Genomic DNA, 1,338 nt, shown 5'->3' with positions numbered 1-1,338 from the left:
GAGGGTGTAAATTAAACTCTGTCTGAATTGAATTATTTATTAATTTCATTCATACAGAATTATGACAACAAAAGAACAACAAGAATTCGAGAAGAAGGTACTTGACCAGTTCATGTCTGGCAAGAGCCTTTTTGGTGCAGACGGTGCTTTTGCACCGATGCTAAAGAACGTTATCGAAAAAGCCCTTGAGGCAGAGATGGACTCCCATCTAAATAGCGATGAACGCTCCAAAGGGAATAAGCGTAATGGCAAGGGAAATAAAAAACTCAAAAGTGGCTTTGGCTCCTTTGATATTGAAACCCCTGAAGACCGTCAAAGCAGCTTCCAACCGGAACTGGTTAAAAAGAGACAGACGATCCTGGCCGATAATCTTTCAGAGAAAATCATCGGTCTTTATGGACTTGGGATGAGCTACCGAGACATCTCGGGTCATATCAAGGAAATGTACGATACGGATATTTCCCATACGGTTTTAAGCCAGATCACTGATCAGATCATTCCTGATATCAAAGCCTGGCAAAGTCGTCCTTTAGAGCCTCTCTACTGTATTGTTTGGCTTGATGCAATGCATTATAAAGTTAAAGTAGATGGAAAGATTACCCACAAAGCACTCTATAACATCCTGGGTATTACCAAAGAAGGAAAAAAGGAAATCCTGGGGATGTACATTTCTGAGAGTGAAGGTGCTAATTTCTGGCTACAGGTTTTAACCGATCTTCATAACCGGGGATTACAGGATATCCTGATTGCCTGTACAGATAACCTTAAAGGCTTTACCCAGGCCATCTTAAGCGTTTATCCAAAGGCCCAGGTGCAGCTTTGTATTGTACATCAAATCCGTAACTCACTTAAATACGTGGCTTCAAAGGATCAGAAGGAATTTATGAAAGATCTGAAAAAGGTCTATAGGGCAGTCACTAAAGATGTAGCCGAAGATGAACTGTTGAACCTGGAAGAGAAATGGGGTAGTAAATATCCAGTAGTCATTGAAAGCTGGCAGCGTAACTGGGAACAGCTCTCCCAGTATTTTGAATATACAGAACCCATTAGAAAAATTATATATACCACCAATGCCGTAGAGGGCTTCCATCGTCAGATCAGGAAAGTCACCAAGACCAAAGGAGCATTTACTAATGATATGTCACTACTCAAGCTGGTCTACCTGGCCACAAGAAACATTGAGAAGAAATGGACCGCTCCTTTGCATAATTGGAGCCTTACGATTCAGCAATTTTATATTAAATTTGGAGACCGGATACCACTGGACATAAACGCCAATTCCTCTGGGGCTAGCCCCAGAGGAATTGAAACATCAGACAGAGTTTAATTTACAGACCC

Annotated in this window: 1 protein-coding gene; it reads left to right on the top strand. The window is 41.4% G+C overall.

The window, feature by feature from the left end:
- Positions 1 to 61 precede the first annotated feature (61 nt).
- Entirely contained in the window at positions 62 to 1,327 is a 1,266-nt protein-coding gene (locus tag J0871_RS17235) for an IS256 family transposase (protein ID WP_262897406.1), read from the top strand.
- Positions 1,328 to 1,338: the final 11 nt, after the last annotated feature.

The sequence above is a fragment of the Salegentibacter sp. BDJ18 genome, from assembly GCF_017579965.1.
GTDB lineage: Bacteria > Bacteroidota > Bacteroidia > Flavobacteriales > Flavobacteriaceae > Salegentibacter.
Note: the sequence above shows the minus strand (reverse complement) of the source record. Positions and strands in the feature narration are given on the sequence as shown.